This is a genomic window from Methylocaldum sp. MU1018 (genome assembly GCF_053646775.1).
Map to the genome: position 1 here is coordinate 3,640,022 of NZ_CM132195.1, position 18,074 is coordinate 3,658,095.

Sequence of the window (18,074 nt, forward strand, 5' to 3'; positions counted from 1 at the left end):
TCGAGAGATAAGAACGTATGAAAATAGATCAGATCATTGGCGCAACCAGCGTGATGCCCGTGATGGTGGTGGAGCGGCCGGAACATGCGGTTCCCCTGGCCCACGCTTTGGTGGCAGGCGGCATCCGCGTCCTGGAGATCACCCTGCGCACCGCCGCCGGGCTGGAAGCGGTGCGCGCGATCAAGGCGGAAGTGCCGGACGCCATCGTCGGTGTCGGCACCATCGCCACCCCCGCCCAGCTCGAAGCCTCGATCGAGGCCGGCGCCCAGTTCGGCGTCTCCCCGGGCACCACCCCGAAACTCCTCGAAGCCATCGTCGACAGCAAGCTGCCCTTCTTCCCCGGGGTCGCCACCATGTCCGAAGTGATGCGGGTGATGGAGGCGGGACTCGACGTCATGAAATTCTTCCCGGCCGTAGCTGCCGGCGGGGTCAAGATGCTCGACTCCTTCAGGGGGCCTTTCCCCAAGGTCCGCTTCTGTCCGACCGGCGGGATCAATGCGCAAAACGCGCCGGATTTCTTCAAGCTCCCCAACGTCGTCGCCGTGGGCGGTTCCTGGCTCACCCCCAAGGAGTTGGTTGCCGGCGGCAACTGGGCGGAAATCACGCGCCTGGCCCGCGAGGCTACGGCACTCAAGCCCTAATCCCGCCGCAGCTTGCGCCGCCGTTTTTTTACTCCCTTCACACGCTCTTCCCGAGGACGGATTTCTAGCTTAGTCGTCCTCGCGAAGAACTTTCAGCCCTGTAGCTTGAAAAAATGGGCACGGCCTGTTGGCCTTTGCCCATCCTACGACACTTGAATCGGAGCGCTTTTCGGCGCGGCGACGGCCGGGCGGCTTGCCGATCCGCGCCGCCGCATCACTCGTCGATCGCCTTGATCCTCGGCACGTGCCGGCCGCCCTCGAATTCGGTGGACAGAAAGGTTTCGACGATCTTCTTGGCCATGTCGAGGCCGATGATCCGCTGCCCCATGGCGATGCAGTTGGCGTCGTTGTGCAGGCGGGTGAGATAGGCGGTTTCCTCGTTGAAGCAATAGCCGCAGCGGCAACCTTTCACGCGGTTGGCCACGATGGCTTCGCCGTTGCCGCTGCCGCCCAGCACGATGCCGCGCTCGACTTCCCCATCGGCGACGGCCACGGCGCACGGACGGATCCAGGTGGGGTAATCGGTTCGTTCGGCGCTGAAACAACCGTAGTCGACGACCTCGTGGCCGAGCGAGCTTAGCCACGTACGCAGCTCTTCCTTGTAGGCGAATCCTGCGTGATCAGAAGCGATGCCGATTTTCATGATGACTCCTTATTTTCGATTGCGGCGGGCGGGATGCCCGGCCCGTTGACAAGAAAGACCGGAAAGAACGATGGTTTTCCCGGCAGCGATCAGCCGCGGTCGCCGGCGGCTTGCAACACGTCCAGCATCTCGCGATGGATCAGGCCGTTGCTGGAAACGATGCGGCCGGTATCCAAGATATCGTCGCCGCCGTCGAAATCCGTGACCGTACCGCCCGCTTCCCGCACCAGCACGATGCCGGCCGCGATGTCGTGCGGCTTGACCTTCATCTCCCAATGCCCGTCCAGTTGCCCCGTGGCCGTGTAGCACAGGTTGAGCGCGGCCGAGCCGATGCGCCGCGTGGCTTGGGCGCTGCGCTGGAAGCCCAGGAAATTTTTCATGTTGCTGTCGCTGACATGGGTATCGTATCCGAAGCCGGTGATCACCAGCGCGCGATTCAGGACCGGCGTCGCAGATACATGAATCGGCCGGCCGTTGCGGGTGGCGCCCGAACCGAGCGCGGCGGCGAACATCTCGTCGGTGGCCGGGTTGTACACCACGCCGACCGAGGGCACGTCGTCGACCAGCAGGCCCATCGATACGCAGAACATGGGAAAACCGTGCGCGAAGTTCACGGTGCCGTCGAGCGGGTCGATGTGCCAGAGATAATTCCGGGCAGGCGGCCGGGAATCCTCGGCCCGATACGTCCCGCCCTCTTCGCCGACGATCTGGTGAGCGGGGTAAAGCCGGCGCAGTTCGCCGACGATGAACTTTTCGCTGCGCTCATCGTATTCGGTGACCGGATCGATATCGCTCGTCTTGAACCGCAACGCCGTGCCGCGATGCGCTTCGAGGGCGGTCAACCCCTCTCGCAGAATGGCTCCCGCGCCGCGAGCGATGATGACGGCGGCGTCCAAAATCTCGGTAAGCGAAGGGTGGGTTTGTAGCATTGCGCGTGTTCCGTACCGTGAATACAGGCCGGCCATTCTACATCAGACGGCGGGAGAGCCGCAGAGCGACGGTCGCCTCCTCTGCGGCTGCCGATGAAAAAGACGTTCTTATAACTGTGCGAGTATCGCCTCAGCGCCGGAAACTTCGAACTTGCCCGGAGCCTCGACCGCCAGATGCGTCACGACGCCGTCGTCGACCACCATCGCGAAGCGCTGGCTGCGCACGCCCATGCCTTTCGCGGTGAGATCGAGATCGAGCCCGAGCTTACGGACGTACTCGGCGCTGCCGTCGGCCATCATCCGCACCTTGCCGTCGGCCTTCCGCTCCCGGCCCCATGCAGCCATCACGAAAGCGTCGTTGACCGCCAGGCACCAGATTTCGTCGACGCCCTTCGCTTTCAGTTCGTCGAAATTCGCGACGTAACCGGGCAGGTGCTGCGCGGAACAGGTCGGCGTGAATGCGCCGGGCAGACCGAAAATCACGATTTTCTTGCCCTTGACGAGGTCGCCGACGGCCGGCGTATGGGGCTTCATCGGACAACCGGTGGCCGGTTCGAACTCAGTTGATTCGTAGAGCGTGCCTTCGGGCAAGCGATCTCCGATTTTGATGGTCATGGTATCTCCTCAGCGGTTGTCATTGGAAGATATGGGCGGAAAACATCATTTTCCGGTCAGGGCCTCGTGCTTTTGCACGATGAGTTTCAGAAGCGCCTTGTGCGGGTCGGCGAACTTGGCCGTTCCTTCGTCCATCAGGACCCGTTCCATCTTCGCCACGTCCACCTTGGCGTCGATTTCGTCGAGAACGGCTTGAGGCGGAAGCTGATCGACCTTGCGCGCGTATTGCTTGTCGAGCTTCTCGACGGCGTCGTTGGTTGCGGGCGGATTGGTCTGGATATCGCTGCCGGCCAGGGCTTCCACGTACTTGTCGGGCGGGTCGCCAGGCTTCTTGGTGCCGGTGCTGGCGAAGACGATTTCCTGCTGAAGCGGCAGGTTCTTGTCTTTCCAAAAGATCTGGTTGAGCTGCCAGAGGCGCTTGACGTTGACGATGCCGACCTGTCCCTGGGCATCGGGACTCAGTTCCGGGACATGCTTTTCGGTATAGACGTCCACGCGCGAGACGAAAATGCTGTACACGCTCTTGAAATGGGCCAGGCTCTCGCGCCGCTGCGCGCCGCGCCAGACGTTCTCGCGGGCGATCTTGTACTGGCGCTCGGAGAAGATGAGGGTGACGTTGAGGTTGATCCCGGCGGCGGCCAATTCCTCCAGCGCATCCAGGCCGGCCGGTGTGGCGGGAACCTTGATCAGGCGATTGACATGGCTGCGGCCCCAGTGCTTGCCCAGCTCGATGTATTCCCTGACCCGCTTGTCGTGCGGCAAATCGAGTTCGCGGTCTTCGAGGAGCGGATCGAGCTCGAAGCTGACGTAACCGTCGTTGCCGCGGGTCTCCTCCCAAACCGGCAGGAAGACCTCCTGGGCGCGGCGCACTAGGTAGTCGGTCATTTCCCAGGCGATGGCCGAATTGTCCATGCCTTCGTCGAGCAAGGCGCGCATGTGGTCGTCGAAACGGCCGGTATTGAGAATGTCGGCGATGATGATGGGGTTGGATGTCGCGCCGGTGGCGCCGAGAGCGCGGTCTCTCTCGACCAGTTCGGGATCGATCGAATCGAGCCAGAGCTTGGTGCCGGTGGCAATCAAAGATTTCAGTGACATGACATGCTCCTTGCGGGCGCTAAAACCCGTGAAATGCGTTGGCCCGTCAGCGTTCGACCGAAACGGAGCGCAACGATTCGTGTTGAAAATTCAACGCACTTTCCCGTGCTATCCGATCGAAAGATGCGCCCGCGTCGAGCCGGTGTCAAGCGCAAGCCTCGCGCGGAAGCGGACGTCCGCCGCCGCGGTCGCGGTTCTACGGGTGGAGACGATCGCCGATTCCTGCGACACTATGAAGCGCACGCTCATTCGTTAAAAAAGGATAAATCCATGACCGATCGAAAACTCCGCTGGGGCATACTCGGCGCGGCGCGTGTCAACGAACGCCTGATGCCCGCCATCGTCGAGGCGTCCAACGCCGAACTGGTCGCCATCGCCAGCCGCCGTCCCGGAGCCGCCGCGGAAACGCTGGCGAAATACGCCCCGCAACAACAGGGAGTGCGGACGTACGACCATTTGGACGCGCTGCTCGACGATGCCGCAGTCGAGGCGGTTTACCTGCCTCTCGCCAATCACGAACACGCCGAATGGACCCTGCGCGCCATCCAGCGCGGCAAGCACGTGCTGTGCGAAAAACCGATGGCGCTGACCGTCGCCGACATCGAGGCGATCGAAGCCGCCGCGCGCCGACGCAACGTGACCGTGATGGAAGGCTTCATGTACCGCTTCCACCCGCAGCACGCGCGTGTGCGGGAACTGATCGACTCCGGCATCGTCGGCGACGTGCGCTCCGTTCGCGCCACCTACTCGTTCATGATGCGGCCGGCGCGCATGTACCGCCTCGCGGAAAACACCGAGCGCGGCGGCGGCGCCATGTGGGACATCGGCTGTTACGCGATCCATTCGGCGCGGATGTTTTTCGATACGCCGCCCGTCGCCGTGACCGCCATCTCCAAATACGTCGAGAGCGGCGCGGACATCGCCACCAGCGGCGTGATCGATTTCGGAGACGGCAAGCATGCCCATTTCGATTTCAGCTTCGAACGCGCGCGGCGCTCGGAATACGAAATCATAGGCACCAAAGGCGGCTTGAAATGCCATACCGTCTGGCAGCTTCCGGGCGATATCCCGGTGCTTTCGTGGTGGACGGAAGACGGACGGCAATGCGAGGAACGCCTGCCCGCGGCCAATCATTTCAACCTGGAGATCGAGCATTTCAGCGAATGCGCGCTGACCGGCAAGGCGCCCCGACTCTCGCTGGACGACGCCAAAGCCAATTGCCGGATCATCGTCGCCGCATTGCGATCGGCGGCTCACGGGCGGACGGAAAAGCTGGCCCCGTGACCTCCGGCAACCGGACCGGAAGCAAGGACCTCTCGCCCGAGGCCCCTGCCTTTGCCGGACGATAAAACCCCGAAACAGGCCGAGCACGATCCGGGAAAACCCGCCAACTATACTTATCGTCGTCCGTTTCGGATCGTCTTGCAAAAACCATGTTTCAATCCGCGCCCGGCCTCATCCGCCGGACGAGAACCCGCCGGCGGGGAGGCCGGCGGATCGCCCCCGTGAACGGGGAGGCTAGCGGAAGGATGACGATGCGCCGCATCGTCGTCCCGATTCGGCCATTCCCTCTGAAGAGGGAGGTTTCGGCTCCGCTGCTTTTCGAGTCAGACTAGCAAGGTGTTCTGATGGACAAACCGCTCGATTCACATGGCATGAAAACCCTGCTCAAAGTCAAGGTGCCGGTCGGCGATCTGAAGATCGGTATGTATGTCTGCGAGCTGGACCGCCCCTGGCTGGACTCGCCCTTTCTGTTCCAAGGATTCCCGCTCGCAACGCAGGCGGACATCGAAGCCGTTCGGAAAGTCTGCGAATACGTCTATGTCGATGCCTATCGAACCCGATACCCGGAATCCGACGAGATCCGGCGACCCTCGCCGATGGTCCGGACCTCCGCCCCGCCCGAAAAGCGGGCGTCCGTCGAACAGGAGATCGATAACGCCCAAAACATCCATGAGCAGGCCCGCAAGCTCGTCACCTGGTTCATGGACGAAATCCGCCTCGGCCGCGGCGTCGATATCCGGCTCGCGAGAGACGTCGTTTCCGAATGCGTGGCCAGCATTTGCCAAAATCCCGACGCGATGCTGTTTTTGACCCAGCTCAAAAACCGGGACGAATACACATCCCAGCATGCCATGAACGTCTGCATCTTCTCGATCGTGCTGGGGCGCCATATAGGTCTGCCCCTGCCCGAACTCCGGAACCTCGGCTTGTCGGGACTCATGCACGATATGGGCAAGATGAAGGTCCCTCTGGACATTCTCAACAAACCGGGGCGGCTCACCGAACAGGAAATGGCCGTGATGAAAGCGCACACCTCGCACGGCCGAGACATACTGATGGCCTCCGGCGGCATCTATCCCGGCGCCGTCGAGGTCGCATACGAGCACCATGAAAATCTCGACGGAACCGGTTATCCCCGCGGGCTCGGCGATGCGGAGATCAGTCCTTTCACCCGGATCGTCGCCATTGCCGACACCTACGATGCCGTGACCAGCGATCGGGTATACCAGCCGGGACGCACCCATATGGACGCCATCGGCATTCTCAACAAAGAAAGCGGAAAACGCCTCGATGCCGAATTGTCGGCAAAGTTCATCGAATGCCTGGGCATTTATCCGGCCGGAAGCCTGGTCGAAATGAGCAACGAGGAAGTGGCCCTGGTCATCGAGGCCAATCCCCGGCAAAAACTCAGACCAAAAGTGGTTCTGCTGCTCGATCCGGACAAGAATCCGCGGCCCCATCGCATCGTCGATCTGTCGAAGCTCGACCTGGACCCTTCCGGGCAACCCTACCGGATCAAGGCGATCCTGAAAAACGGGACCTACGACGTGGACATCCGGCAGTATCACGAACAGGGGCTCATTCAAAAAGCCGCCGCTCCTTGACGCGCGTCCGGGCGAGCGGAAAAACGGAACCCGACGGCCGCCTCGCTGAGCCGCCGGATCTTTCCGGCGCCCGGCGGCCTCGGCTCACCAGAACAGAAAGCCGTCGAAGTGGCTGGAATCTTCTCTCCGCCGGTTCCACGAGCCCGACTGCTGCCACGTTCTCCAAACCGTTTCCGGCACGGCGGAAAGCGCCGCCGAACGGCGCTCCGGCGCCACGCCGAAGCCGACTTCGAAGCCCTGGCGATCCCTGATCGCGTCCATCGTCACCGGTCCGCGCATGGAATCGCGTATCGGCGGCCCGATCATCATGCGCGCGCCGCGCAGTTCCTCCTCGGAAAGCGCCGCCACGGCACGGCCTCTCCGCAGCGGCTGACTGTCGATCAATTCGCCCTCACCGCTGAAGATATAGAGATCGAGGTCGATCAACAGTCCGCAAACGCCTTCAAACGACGCCGCGAATGAAAACGTCTCAGTCCTCTCGTCTAGCCACAAATCCGCTGACATGAATCACCCACAAACGACCCGTTGGTATGCGCCAGGGTACGAAACGAACATGAGAACGCGGCCGGGAAAAAGATTAAGGAAAAATGAGGATCGCCGCCGGAGACCGTTCGCCCTCGACCGGGCCGAAAGCTTGCCGAATCGCGATGCCGTCCCGTGCCTGTCCGGAACCGACAAAAACCCGGCTTTCTGACGCTTCAGAGCGTTTTCGATACGGACATAGGGGCGACTTCAGTCGCCCCGCTATATACGACACGAGCGTTCCGCACGGAACGCCGTCAACACGAGATGAAAATGCTCTAAAACTTGCCCGAGCGGAAATCGCGCACGGCCTGCTCGACCTCCTCGCGTGTGTTCATGACGAAGGGTCCCCACTGGACGACCGGTTCCTTGAGAGGACGGCCGGCGGCCAGCAACAGCCGCGCGCCGGCCGAGGTCGCCAGCCGCACGCCGTCGGCGTCCGCGCGATTGCTCAGGACCGCGAGCTGCCGGGCACGCACCGGCTCGCCGCGCGCGCCGATTTCGGCTTCGCCGTCGTAAACGTAGAGAAAGGCGTTATGTCCCGCCGGGATCGCCGCCGCGTAGGCGGTTCCGGCCGGCACTTGGAGGTCGAGGAAGAGCGGCTCGGTCGCCTCACGCCTGACCGCGCCGCGAATGCCCGCCACCGATCCGGCGATGATCCGGATCGTCACGCCCCCGTCCGCGGTAAGGTGCGGAATGACGTCGGCCGGAATATCCCGGTAGCCGGGCTCGATCATCTTCTCGCGCGCCGGCAGATTGATCCAAAGCTGAAAACCGTGCATCAGCCCCCGCTCCTGTTCGGGAAGCTCGGAATGAACGATACCGCGGCCGGCCGTCATCCATTGCACGCCGCCGGCGGTCAGCACACCCTCGTGGCCGGCATTGTCGCGGTGCCGCATGCGCCCCGCGAGCATGTAGGTAACCGTCTCGAAGCCGCGATGGGGATGATCCGGGAAGCCGGCGAGATAGTCGTCGGGATTGTCGGAACGGAACTCGTCGAACATCAGGAAGGGATCGAGCCGGCGCTGTAAATCCGGGGACAGCACGCGCAACAGTTTGACTCCCGCGCCGTCCGAAACCGAAGCGCCGTCCACCCGCCGCTCGACCTCGCGGGTAACAAAATTCGGGGAAATGGCCATAAGCGTTCTCCTTCGACGATTACCGACACACCGGCATTCGCCCCGCCGCTGCCGCGCGGACGGCGAGCGCGAACGCCCGATTTCCTTGGACCGGGCCCGCCGGGCTATTCTCCGCGCACCGGCACGTTATCCCGGCACAAGCGGTACGTTGACCTACAATAATCCGAAGCGCATCGTTTATGAAACCATGACACCGGATTTATCATCCGCGATGGCGGCGGTTATTACACGAACATCCTGGCTTTTTAGGGAGATAAGAACATGAACGAATTCCCGACTTACGACGAGGTGCATGTCATCTCCGATATCCACATGGGCGGAAAGCCCGGTTTCCAGATTCTGCGGGAAACCGGACGCCTTGCCAATTACGTTCGCCGGCTGACGGCGCAGCGTCCCGAAAGGCGCATCGCGCTGGTTCTGAACGGCGACGTGTTCGACACGCTGGCCGAAGACATCCGGGGCTACGTCGCCGTCGACGAAGCGGTCGCCACGGTGACGCGGATCATGGACGACGAATCGTTCTCCGGCATTTGGACAGCACTGGCCGATTTCGTGAAGGCGAAAGGACGCACGCTGGCGATCGTCATCGGCAATCACGACATCGAGATTTCGTTTCCCACGGTCCAGCGCCTGATTCTGTCGCGGCTCGCGGGCGAAGACCTTGTCGCCCGTGCGCGGATCGAATTCTCCACCACCGGCGCGGGTTATACCTGTACGGTGGGCAATGCACAGATTTTCTGCACCCACGGCAACGAGGTCGACGCCTGGAACTACAACCGCTACGAGGATCTGGCGAAAGTCGGGCGGCGCCTGAACGCCGGCCGCTCGCTCGCCCCGAGCGAATGGTATCCGAACGCCGGAACCCGCATGGTCAAGGAGGTCATGAACGAGGTGAAGCGCAAGTACGCGTGGATCGATCTGCTGAAACCCGAAACCTCCGCCGCCGTCGGCACCCTGGTGGTTCTCGATCCGTCGCAGGCGGCCAAGATCAACAGCCTGCTGTCGATCCTGGGCGAGCGCCAGCGGGGCGCCGGGCAGGCGGATCAGCGCCTGTCGGCGGAAGGCTTTCAGCCGCGCGAGGAAACCGGCGCGCCCGCGCTCTCGGTCAATCAGTTGCTGGGGCCCAACGTCAAGGCCGGCATGTTGGGCGCCGAATCGTTCGACGCGCTGAATGCGGACGACATGCTGCTCAGCGCCGAGAAGAATTTCGACCGGCGGAGCGCGTCTCCCGCGCCGCAAGCGGGCGGAACCCTGGGAACTCCGCAATTGATCTGGGACCGGCTCACCGGCTGGCTCACCGGCGTCGGCAAGGACGAAGCGCTGCGGCGCGCGCTCAAGGACTGGCTCGCGGACGACAAGACCTTCGACATCGCCGACAAGGACGACACCTACAAGCAGGTGACGGCTTCGGTCGGACAGGCCATGGACTTCGTCGTCACCGGCCACACCCATCTCGAACGCGCCATCGACATGGGCGGCTCGCGCTACTATTTCAACTCCGGCACCTGGATTCGCCTGCTGCGTTTTACCGACGCCATGCTCAAGGACACGGCCTCGTTCAAGCCGGTCTACGAGGTGCTGACCAACGGCGCGATGGCGTCGATCGACAAAGCGCAATTCGGCGGCGAGCCGTTCGTGATGGATCAAACCAGCGCCGTCTCGATCATGCTGGAAGGAGGCCGGGTCGTCGGCCGCCTGACCCACGTCGAGGGCGACGGCAGCGGCGACCCGCGGGTCATCGCACAATTCGCGAGGGCCTGAGATGAGCGAGATTCGCAACGTCAAACTCGAACTGCTGCGGCCGGGGCCGGCGCACAATCAACTCTTGTCGCCGCTGACGCCGTATCTCGCGCTGTGCGGCGCCGACGGCCCCGCAACCGTGCAAATGCCGTTCGAGCACCGGCAGCTGCTCAACCGGCTCGAACGGCTGCGCTACGACGTCAACGGGACGCCCATCGCCGCCTCGCAGCGGGAAACCGAGGTGAGGGATCTGGGCGAAGCGGTCGGGCGAGTGCTGGGCCAGGTGCCGGCGCTGCTCTCCGAGATCTCGGACCCGCGCGGCGACGGCGGCAAACTGGTGCATCTGCGGCTGTCGCTATCCGCGTTCGAGCTGGGCATGGTGCCTTTCGAAGCGGCCATCGCGCCGGACGGTTTTCCCGGCTCGGGGTCTCCCCTGTTTCTGCAATCGCGCACCCCGATCGTGATGACCCGTGAAGTCCGGCGCGGACGGCCGCTGCCGATCGACTGGAACCGCGCGCCGCGCATCCTGTTCGCTTTCGCGTCGCCCGACGGCCTCCCGCAGGTGCCCGCGCAAGAGCATTTGCAGGCGCTCCGCCGCGCTATCGATCCCTGGGTCAAGATCAAGGATACGCCCGAGGAGCGGGTCCGCGAGGTCAAGCAGATTCTGACAGTGCTGCCCAACGCCACTCTCGAACAGGTTCGGAGAGCCTGCTCGACCGCCCAGTACACCCACGTCCACATTCTGGCGCATGGCGCGCCGGTCCATAACTCGGGCGACCGGCATTACGGCATCATGCTGTGCAGCGAGACCGATCCCGCGAAAGGCGACGTGGTCGACGGCGAACGCCTGGCGATCGTGCTGACGGCGCGGGATTCCTCGGGCAACGCCAAGGACCGCCCGAACGTGGTGACGCTCGCGACCTGCGATTCCGGCAACATCGAATCGGTGCTGATACCCGGCGGCAGCATTGCCCACGAACTGCACGCGGCCGGCATTCCCTGGGTCGTCGCGTCGCAATTCCCGCTCTGGATGCGAGCCTCCTCCATCGCCGCCGAGGTGCTCTATAGCGGCCTCTTGAGCGGCGCCGACCCCCGCTGGGTGCTTCATGACTTGCGCCAGCGGCTGCGCACCGATTCCCCCGGCACCCATGACTGGGCGAGCATCGTCTGCTACGCGACCGTGCCCTGGAACTTCGAGCGGCAAGTGGACGCCTTCCGCGACAACCGGTTCCGCAGCAAATTCGACGTGAAATACGACCGGATCGACGAACTGGTCGGCGCCAACGCCGACGGCCGGAAAGCCGCCGAGGCACGCGATCCGGACGCGCGGGATGCGGAACTGGAAGCCCTGTGCGAATCGATCCGCGCCGATCTCAAGGCGTGGTGCGCCGAGCCGGTCACGGCGACATCGCCGGCGCAGAAGGCGGAACGCCTGCGCATGAGCGCCGCCAGCGAAAAGCGCATCGGCATCGCCTATTTTCTGATCGCGGCGGGCGAAACCGACGATGCCGAAGTCGCCCGTACGAAGCGGGAGAAAGGCGCCAAAGCCTATGAATCGGCTCGCGATCTTTATCGCGAAGCGCTGGAGATCGAACCATTCAACCCCTGGGCCATTACCCAGTATCTCTCCATGCTGGCGACGCCGATCCTGGCCGACAGCCCCGAAGCCTGGAAATCGCTGGCCAAGAACTACGGCCAGTGGTGGAACGCCGCTCGGCAGATCGTCGACTGGAAGCTTCGCAAAATCGCCGGCGAAGAACGCGCGTATGCCTTGGCCACGCTCGCCGAACTCGTGCTGCTGGGCGCCGCCTACGGCGGAGCGGGCTTCAAATCCGGCCAGGCGGAACAAGACATCAAGCAGTGCTGCGAAGAAATGCTCGGCTTGCTCGGTCCTGGCGCGTTCCCGATCCTGTCGACCCGGCGTCAATTCAGGCGTTATCTCGAATACTGGCAGCGGGAACAATGGGACGATTTGGCCAGAACGGCCTTGCTGGCATTGGGCGACGAGTCGCCGCCATGAAAATGTGCGGCGCGGCCCCGCGAACTTTCCGGGCGCTCCGGCGGTCGTTTATCCTAAATCCGGCCGTCGGAAACAACCCGGAAAGCCCTAAGCCCCGGCCCCTCCCAAAGGGAGAGGGTGTTTTTGAAGGTCGGGCAAGAGGTTGGCGTGAGGGCCTGCGGCGGCCGGCGTGGCCTGGCGGTCATTTCGGAGATTCAACCGCGATTTTTTGGATAAAACAAACGTCGAAATCTTCAACGGCATGTCAGGCCAAAACAGAAAAAGCCGGTCGCTCGTCGAACCCGGCATCGATCATGGAACCTCCTGCGACTTCGCCGCGCCGGGCGGCTCGAAAGCGCAGGTCCGCGCCCCCACGCTTTTGCCGCAGGCGAAATGTCGATGCCGCCGTCTCCCCTGCCCATCGTCGTGATCGTCTCGCGCGCCGGAAGCCACGTCCGGGCGCTGATCGACGCGATCCGCAACGACCGCCTGCCGGCGCGAATCCGCGCCGTCATCGGCAACTGCCCCGATGCCGGCGGCCTGGCTTACGCCGCGGACGCCGGTATCCCGGTCCACCGGCTCGATCATCACGCCTTCCCTTCTCGTGCGGAATTCGAGCACGCCCTCGCGACATTGATCGATTCATACGCTCCCGGCCTGATCGTGCTGGCCTGGTTCAACCGGATTCTCACGCCCGAATTCGTCGAGCGCTACCGCGGCCGGCTGCTGAATATCCATCCGTCGCTGCTGCCGGCGTTTCGCGGCTTCCACCCGATCGAGCAGGCGCTTTCGGCGGGAGCGGCCGAGCATGGCGCGACGGTGCATTTCGTCACGCCGGAGGTCGACGGCGGCCCGCGCATCGTGCAGGCGCGCGTTCCCGTTTTGCCCGGCGACACGGTGGACACGCTATCCGCCCGGGTGCGGGAACAGGGACGGCGGATTCTGCCGGAGGCGGTTCGCTGGTTCGCCGAAGGCCGGTTGCGCTGGGTCGACGGCGAGGCATGGCTGGACGGCCGGCCGCTCAGGGAACCGGTGCGCCTGTGAGCGCGCCGCGCCTTTCCGCACGGCCGCCATCACCCAAGAGGAGCATTCGCCGTGCACGACGTGCGCTTTTTCGTTGAGCCGGTTCCGCCGTTCCGGCTCGATCTGACGGTCTGGGCGCTCCGGCGCCGCTCGAACAACGGCCTGGACCGCTGGGACGGGCGAATTTACCGCCGGATGTTGACGGTGGACGGCGAACCCCGGGAGATCGCCGTGACGCAGGATGGCCCGGTTCACGCTCCGCGGCTTCGCGTCACCGTCGCGGGAAGCCGCGACGGCTCCCGCGCCGCGTCCGCCCTGACCCCGTCCCTGGAACGATTGCTCGGCCTCCGCATCGACATGGAAGACTTTTACCGATCGGCAGCGGACGATCCGGCACTGGCGCCGCTGGCGCAGCGCTTCAAGGGCTTCAAGCCGCCGCGCTTCCCGACCTTGTTCGAGGCGCTGGTCAACGGCATCGCCTGCCAACAGGTCACGCTGACCCTCGGCATCATCCTGCTCAACCGCCTGGCCGAGAATTTCGGCCCGGCCGCGGAAGGACGCGACGGCTTCGTCCACGCCTTTCCGGAGCCGGAACATCTCGCGGGACGGAATCTCGAGGAACTGCGGAAGCTGGGATTCAGCCGGCAGAAGGCCCGGGCCATCGTCGAGCTCGCGGACGGCGTCGCCGGCGGACGGCTGGACCTGGACGGCCTCGAAACGCTGGACGACGAGGCGTCGCTGGAACATTTGCGCCGGCTGCGGGGCATCGGGCGCTGGACCGCGGAATACGCGCTGTTGCGCGGGCTCGGCCGCCTTCACGTGTTTCCGGGCGACGACGTCGGCGCCCAAGGCAATCTGAAGCGCTGGCTCGGTCTCGCCGAGCCGCCGGACTATGCCGGCGTCCGCCGCATCCTGGCGAGCCGGCAGCCTTACGCCGGGCTCGTCTACTTCCACCTCCTGCTCGAGCGACTGGCGGAATCGGGATGTCTGACGTAAAGCGTGATGACGCAACCTCGCCGTTGATTCTGACCATCGGCCATTCCACGCGGCCGTTGCCGAGCTTCATCGATCTCCTCCGGGTGAACGGAGTGTCCCGCGTGATCGACGTGCGCACCGTGCCGCGGTCGCGGCGCAACCCGCAGTACAACCGCGAAACCCTGCCCGGCGCGCTCCGGGAGGCCGGCATCGATTACCTCCACATGCCGGGACTCGGAGGATTGCGCCATCCGCGCGCCGACTCGCCGAACACGGGCTGGCGCAACGATTCGTTCCGGGGTTTCGCCGATTACATGCAGACCCCGGAATTTCAGGCCAACTTGCAGGCGTTGATCGGCCTGGTGCGGGATGGCCGGATCGCGCTCATGTGCGCCGAAGCCGTACCCTGGCGCTGCCATCGCTCGCTCATCGCGGACGCGCTGACGGTGCGGGGATATCCGGTCGAGCACATTCTCGGCAAGACCCGCCGCTCGCCCCACGAACTCACCGCTTGGGCCAGGGTCGACGGCACCGCCGTCACCTATCCGCCCGAGACGGCGGAGATAGAATCATGAGCATAGATGCCTCAATGGGAGCGGCGCGGAGGCTATCCGCCCCGGCGACGCTCTGCCCTCTCAAACCGTCGCCGGATTCGGCTTTTCCGGGTCGATCCCGTAGCGTTTCATGGCCTCCCTGACCTGCGTCGCGGGAATCGTCCCTTCTTCGGACAGCGCCTCCAGCGCGGCGGTAGCGATGTAATACCGGTCGACCTCGAAAAAACGGCGCAGCTCCGCGCGCCGGTCGCTGCGGCCGAACCCGTCGGTGCCCAGAACGACGTAAGGCTTGGCCAGGAAAGGCCGGATTTGGTCGGCGACGATCTTCATGTAATCGCTCGCCGCGACGACCGGGCCGCGCGTTCCCGCCAGACACGCCTCCACATGGCTGACGCGGCGGGGTTCGCCGGGGTGCAGGCGGTTCCAGCGCTCTTTCTCCAGACCGTCGCGGCGCAACTCGCTGAAGCTGGTGACGCTCCACACGTTCGCCTCGATCCCGAAATCGCTTTTCAGCAGGTCCGCGGCGGCGACCGTCTCGCGCAGGATCGTGCCGCTGCCGAGAAGCTGGACGACAGCTTCGGGACCGCCGCCCCTGAATTTGTACAACCCCTTGACGATGTCGTCGCGCACGCCCTCCGACAGAGCCGGATGGGCGTAGTTCTCATTCATCACCGTGATGTAGTAAAAGACGCTCTCGCCTTCCTGGAACATGCGGCGCAGCCCGTCGTGAACGATGACGGCCAGTTCGTAGGCAAAACACGGATCGTAGGCGACGCAATTGGGGATGAACGACATCGCCAGATGACTGTGGCCGTCCTGGTGCTGCAAACCCTCGCCGGCCAGCGTGGTGCGTCCCGCCGTGCCGCCCATCAAAAATCCGCGCGTCTTCATGTCGGCGGCCGCCCACATCAGGTCGCCCACGCGCTGGTAGCCGAACATCGAGTAGTAGATGTAGAACGGGATCATCAGCATGCCGTGGTTGCTGTAGGCCGTGCCGGCGGCGATCCAGGAGCACAGCGCCCCGGCCTCGGAGATGCCTTCCTCCAGAAGCTGCCCGTTTTTTTCCTCGTGGTAGTACATGATCTGGCCGGCGTCTTCCGGCGTGTACAGTTGACCGACCGGGGAATAGATGGCGTATTGGCGGAACAGGCCGTCCATGCCGAAAGTGCGCGCTTCGTCGGCGATGATCGGGATGACGTATCGGCCGGTCTTCTTGTCCCGCAGCAAGGCGGTGAGGAGACGCACGAAGGCCATGGTGGTCGAGATTTCGTGATCGTTCTGCCCGAGCAAGGGTTCGAACAGCGCCAAATCCGGCACCTGCAAGAGCGGCGCCTCGGTTCGGCGGCTGGGCAGATAACCGCCCAAAGCCTCCCGGCGTTCGTGCAAGTACCTGATCTCCGGGCTGTCGTCCGGCGGCTTGTAGAACGGGACTTCGGCGATCCTGTCGTCCGGGATCGGAATGTCGAAACGGTCCCGAAACGCCTTCAGCGCCGCCGCGTCCATCTTCTTTTTCTGATGGGTGATCATCCGGCTCTCGCCCGCACTGCCCATGCCGTAGCCTTTGACCGTTTTGGCCAGGATCATCGTGGGCTGCCCGGTATGGCGCACCGCCGCGTCATAGGCGGCATACACCTTGTGCGGATCGTGCCCGCCGCGGTTCAAGCGCCAAATGTCCTCGTCGGACATGCTGGCCACCATTTCCTTCAGCTCCGGATATTTGCCGAAGAAATGCTCGCGCGTGTAAGCGCCGCCCTTGGCCTTGTAGCTCTGGTATTCGCCGTCCACCGCTTCTTCCATGCGCTTTCTCAGCAGACCGCGAGCATCCTTCGCCAGCAGCGCATCCCACCTGGAGCCCCAGATCACCTTGATGACGTTCCAGCCGGCGCCGCGAAACTCCGCCTCCAGCTCCTGGATGATCTTGCCGTTGCCCCTGACCGGGCCGTCCAGCCGCTGCAAATTGCAGTTGACGACGAAAATCAGATTGTCCAGCTTCTCGCGCCCGGCCAGGCCGATCGCGCCCCTGGACTCCGGCTCGTCCATTTCGCCGTCGCCCGCGAACACCCACACTTTGCGGCCCGCGGTATCGAGAATGCCGCGATCCTGGAGGTATTTCATGAAGCGCGCCTGATAGATGGCCATGATGGGCCCGAGTCCCATCGACACCGTGGAGAACTGCCAGAAATCCGGCATCAGCCAGGGATGCGGATACGACGACAGTCCGGGCCGGCCGGCTTCGCTGCGGAACCGGCGCAGCTGCTCTTCGCTCAAGCGACCTTCGAGAAAGGCGCGGGCATAAATTCCCGGAGAAGAGTGCCCTTGGAAAAACACGAGGTCGCCGCCGTGCCCCTTGCCGGGCGCGTGAAAAAAATGGTTGAGCCCCACTTCGAACAGGGTTGCGCAGGAGGCGAAGCCGGAAATGTGTCCGCCGTATTCGCTGGATTCTTTGTTGGCGCGCGCCACCATCGCCATCGCGTTCCAGCGCATGTAGGAGCGCAGCCGGTGCTCCAGCGCGGAATCGCCCGGGTATACGGGCTGCAAGTGCGGCGGAATGGTGTTGATGTACGCCGTGTTCGCCTTGTAGGGCAGATCGATGCCGGAGCGGCGGGCTTTGTCCATCAGCCGTTCGATCAGGTAATGCGCGCGCTCGCCCCCTTCGCGCTCGATGACCGCCTCCAGGGCGTCCAGCCATTCGCGCGTTTCGTCCGGATCGGCGTCTTCGCGCCCCGGAACGCCGGGCGGAAGGGAAGAGTGATTTACCATCGCAAGATCTCCTTCAAAAAGCGGCTGTCCAAAGACGAGCAATCATCGACCGCTATGCTAGCGCCGCCATACCCGAAACGCCACTTCGCATCGCGCAGCAGGCCAGGACATTCGAAGCGCCGAGCCGCACGGAATTTATCGGCCGCCCCCTCTGTCGAACTTTGGACCGGCGGAACGAGCCGGCGCGGAGGAACCGATATGGAAAAGCACATGTACCCGCCTGCAAGCGCCGAGACCGCCCGAAAGCGGGCGCAACTCGCGCCCGAGATCCATAGCGCCTTCAAGGCTTTCAGCGCGCGCGTCTTCGCCGACGGCGCGCTTCCGGAAAAGACCAAGCAATTGATCGCGGTCGCCGTCGCGCATGTCACTCAATGCCCTTACTGCATTCGCGGCCACACCGAACTGGCCTTGAAGAAAGGCGCCACGGAACAGGAAATCATGGAAGCCGTCTGGGTCGCCGTCGAAATGCGGGCCGGCGGCAGCTATGCCCATTCCGCCCTGGCGATCGATACGATGAACGCCCGGAAATCCGCCGCGCCGGAATGAAGGAG

The 18,074-nt window shown here is 63.9% G+C and carries 16 protein-coding genes; 9 read left to right on the top strand and 7 right to left on the bottom strand.

The window, feature by feature from the left end; genetic code table 11:
• Positions 1-17 precede the first annotated feature (17 nt).
• Positions 18-641: a bifunctional 4-hydroxy-2-oxoglutarate aldolase/2-dehydro-3-deoxy-phosphogluconate aldolase gene (locus ACWJKU_RS16685; RefSeq protein ID WP_454144073.1), complete on the top strand. Its 624-nt coding sequence runs from the start codon at positions 18-20 to the stop codon at positions 639-641.
• A gap of 214 nt (positions 642-855) precedes the next feature.
• On the opposite strand, the gene rpiB is transcribed toward ACWJKU_RS16685, so the two are convergent.
• The 4 genes from rpiB to ACWJKU_RS16705 all read right to left on the bottom strand — a co-directional run bounded on the left by rpiB (position 856) and on the right by ACWJKU_RS16705 (position 3,923).
• Positions 856-1,284, bottom strand: a complete 429-nt coding sequence (gene rpiB / locus ACWJKU_RS16690; protein ID WP_454144075.1) for a ribose 5-phosphate isomerase B — start codon at positions 1,282-1,284, stop codon at positions 856-858.
• Positions 1,285-1,373: 89 nt separating this feature from the next.
• Positions 1,374-2,213, bottom strand: coding sequence for an inositol monophosphatase family protein (locus ACWJKU_RS16695; protein ID WP_454144077.1), 840 nt, complete (start codon positions 2,211-2,213; stop codon positions 1,374-1,376).
• Between the two features lie 108 nt (positions 2,214-2,321).
• Positions 2,322-2,828, bottom strand: coding sequence for a redoxin family protein (locus tag ACWJKU_RS16700; protein WP_454144079.1), 507 nt, complete (start codon positions 2,826-2,828; stop codon positions 2,322-2,324).
• Positions 2,829-2,873: 45 nt separating this feature from the next.
• Positions 2,874-3,923, bottom strand: coding sequence for a transaldolase family protein (locus tag ACWJKU_RS16705; protein ID WP_454144081.1), 1,050 nt, complete (start codon positions 3,921-3,923; stop codon positions 2,874-2,876).
• 270 nt (positions 3,924-4,193) lie between these two features.
• Between ACWJKU_RS16705 and ACWJKU_RS16710 the strand changes: the two genes are divergently transcribed.
• On the top strand, positions 4,194-5,207 hold the full coding sequence (locus tag ACWJKU_RS16710; protein ID WP_454144083.1) for a Gfo/Idh/MocA family protein: 1,014 nt from the start codon (positions 4,194-4,196) through the stop codon (positions 5,205-5,207).
• Between the two features lie 344 nt (positions 5,208-5,551).
• Positions 5,552-6,811, top strand: coding sequence for an HD-GYP domain-containing protein (locus ACWJKU_RS16715; RefSeq protein ID WP_454144085.1), 1,260 nt, complete (start codon positions 5,552-5,554; stop codon positions 6,809-6,811).
• A gap of 84 nt (positions 6,812-6,895) precedes the next feature.
• On the opposite strand, the gene ACWJKU_RS16720 is transcribed toward ACWJKU_RS16715, so the two are convergent.
• Complete coding sequence (locus ACWJKU_RS16720) at positions 6,896-7,315, bottom strand: hypothetical protein (RefSeq protein WP_454144087.1); 420 nt, start codon at positions 7,313-7,315, stop codon at positions 6,896-6,898.
• 296 nt (positions 7,316-7,611) lie between these two features.
• Positions 7,612-8,472, bottom strand: a complete 861-nt coding sequence (locus ACWJKU_RS16725; RefSeq protein WP_454144089.1) for a pirin family protein — start codon at positions 8,470-8,472, stop codon at positions 7,612-7,614.
• Positions 8,473-8,733: 261 nt separating this feature from the next.
• Here ACWJKU_RS16725 and ACWJKU_RS16730 point away from each other — a divergent pair, with 261 nt between their 5' ends.
• From ACWJKU_RS16730 to ACWJKU_RS16750, 5 genes are all read left to right on the top strand, one after another.
• Positions 8,734-10,233, top strand: a complete 1,500-nt coding sequence (locus ACWJKU_RS16730) for a metallophosphoesterase (RefSeq protein WP_454144091.1) — start codon at positions 8,734-8,736, stop codon at positions 10,231-10,233.
• A gap of 1 nt (position 10,234) precedes the next feature.
• Positions 10,235-12,232 (top strand): CHAT domain-containing protein, encoded by a 1,998-nt coding sequence (locus ACWJKU_RS16735; RefSeq protein WP_454144093.1) that lies wholly within the window; start codon positions 10,235-10,237, stop codon positions 12,230-12,232.
• A gap of 378 nt (positions 12,233-12,610) precedes the next feature.
• A complete protein-coding gene (gene purN, locus ACWJKU_RS16740; protein WP_454144094.1) occupies positions 12,611-13,255 on the top strand; it encodes a phosphoribosylglycinamide formyltransferase in 645 nt (214 codons plus the stop codon).
• Between the two features lie 51 nt (positions 13,256-13,306).
• The gene (locus ACWJKU_RS16745) at positions 13,307-14,230 is read left to right on the top strand and encodes a DNA-3-methyladenine glycosylase family protein (RefSeq protein ID WP_454144096.1); all 924 of its coding nucleotides are present in this window, start codon (positions 13,307-13,309) and stop codon (positions 14,228-14,230) included.
• The gene (locus tag ACWJKU_RS16750; RefSeq protein ID WP_454144098.1) at positions 14,218-14,784 is read left to right on the top strand and encodes a DUF488 domain-containing protein; all 567 of its coding nucleotides are present in this window, start codon (positions 14,218-14,220) and stop codon (positions 14,782-14,784) included. Before ACWJKU_RS16745 ends, ACWJKU_RS16750 begins: the two co-directional genes overlap by 13 nt.
• A gap of 60 nt (positions 14,785-14,844) precedes the next feature.
• Here ACWJKU_RS16750 and aceE read toward each other — a convergent pair whose 3' ends face one another.
• Positions 14,845-17,523 (bottom strand): pyruvate dehydrogenase (acetyl-transferring), homodimeric type, encoded by a 2,679-nt coding sequence (aceE, locus tag ACWJKU_RS16755; RefSeq protein ID WP_454144100.1) that lies wholly within the window; start codon positions 17,521-17,523, stop codon positions 14,845-14,847.
• Positions 17,524-17,733: 210 nt separating this feature from the next.
• On the opposite strand from aceE, the gene ACWJKU_RS16760 reads away from it, so the two are divergent.
• The gene (locus ACWJKU_RS16760; RefSeq protein WP_454144102.1) at positions 17,734-18,069 is read left to right on the top strand and encodes a carboxymuconolactone decarboxylase family protein; all 336 of its coding nucleotides are present in this window, start codon (positions 17,734-17,736) and stop codon (positions 18,067-18,069) included.
• Positions 18,070-18,074 lie beyond the last annotated feature (5 nt).

Coding starts and splice junctions, on each gene's coding strand:
- ACWJKU_RS16685 (WP_454144073.1), top strand. CDS start 18: ATGAAAATAGATCAGATCATTGGCGCAACCAGCGTGATGCCCGTGATG.
- rpiB (WP_454144075.1), bottom strand. CDS start 1,284: ATGAAAATCGGCATCGCTTCTGATCACGCAGGATTCGCCTACAAGGAA.
- ACWJKU_RS16695 (WP_454144077.1), bottom strand. CDS start 2,213: ATGCTACAAACCCACCCTTCGCTTACCGAGATTTTGGACGCCGCCGTC.
- ACWJKU_RS16700 (WP_454144079.1), bottom strand. CDS start 2,828: ATGACCATCAAAATCGGAGATCGCTTGCCCGAAGGCACGCTCTACGAA.
- ACWJKU_RS16705 (WP_454144081.1), bottom strand. CDS start 3,923: ATGTCACTGAAATCTTTGATTGCCACCGGCACCAAGCTCTGGCTCGAT.
- ACWJKU_RS16710 (WP_454144083.1), top strand. CDS start 4,194: ATGACCGATCGAAAACTCCGCTGGGGCATACTCGGCGCGGCGCGTGTC.
- ACWJKU_RS16715 (WP_454144085.1), top strand. CDS start 5,552: ATGGACAAACCGCTCGATTCACATGGCATGAAAACCCTGCTCAAAGTC.
- ACWJKU_RS16720 (WP_454144087.1), bottom strand. CDS start 7,315: ATGTCAGCGGATTTGTGGCTAGACGAGAGGACTGAGACGTTTTCATTC.
- ACWJKU_RS16725 (WP_454144089.1), bottom strand. CDS start 8,472: ATGGCCATTTCCCCGAATTTTGTTACCCGCGAGGTCGAGCGGCGGGTG.
- ACWJKU_RS16730 (WP_454144091.1), top strand. CDS start 8,734: ATGAACGAATTCCCGACTTACGACGAGGTGCATGTCATCTCCGATATC.
- ACWJKU_RS16735 (WP_454144093.1), top strand. CDS start 10,235: ATGAGCGAGATTCGCAACGTCAAACTCGAACTGCTGCGGCCGGGGCCG.
- purN (WP_454144094.1), top strand. CDS start 12,611: ATGCCGCCGTCTCCCCTGCCCATCGTCGTGATCGTCTCGCGCGCCGGA.
- ACWJKU_RS16750 (WP_454144098.1), top strand. CDS start 14,218: ATGTCTGACGTAAAGCGTGATGACGCAACCTCGCCGTTGATTCTGACC.
- aceE (WP_454144100.1), bottom strand. CDS start 17,523: ATGGTAAATCACTCTTCCCTTCCGCCCGGCGTTCCGGGGCGCGAAGAC.
- ACWJKU_RS16760 (WP_454144102.1), top strand. CDS start 17,734: ATGTACCCGCCTGCAAGCGCCGAGACCGCCCGAAAGCGGGCGCAACTC.